Source organism: Companilactobacillus futsaii JCM 17355 (assembly GCF_001435505.1).
GTDB lineage: Bacteria > Bacillota > Bacilli > Lactobacillales > Lactobacillaceae > Companilactobacillus > Companilactobacillus futsaii.
On sequence record NZ_AZDO01000020.1, the window covers coordinates 1 to 329 of the forward strand.

At 37.1% G+C, this 329-nt stretch carries 1 protein-coding gene; it reads right to left on the reverse strand.

Features of this window, described 5'->3' with window-relative positions:
- A partial coding sequence (locus FC88_RS02480) for an IS30 family transposase (RefSeq protein ID WP_157060409.1) occupies nt 1-329 on the reverse strand: 329 nt, incomplete at both ends.

Genomic DNA, 329 nt, shown 5'->3' on the forward strand with positions numbered 1-329 from the left:
CTCCTTACAATTGTCATACGACTGAATCTTTCAGAAACTGTGGCTATAGCTTGTCCCTTTGTCTTACCGGATAAGATTGTATCAGCCTCGTAATGACCGAAGGTCTTACGGCTATCAACTTCTGATGGTCTTTCTTCAATGGAGCGACCATTCGAATACTTTCCACGAGTTTCTTTTTGTCTTTTACGCCGAATTCCCTTATCTGGTAAATCATTGTAGGACAAATCTAATGAGCCACTGTTAAGCCAATTGTAAAGAGTCTTAGTAGATATGGATAAAATGTGAGCTATTATTTCAAATGACCAATGATTAAACTTTAATTTTTGAAC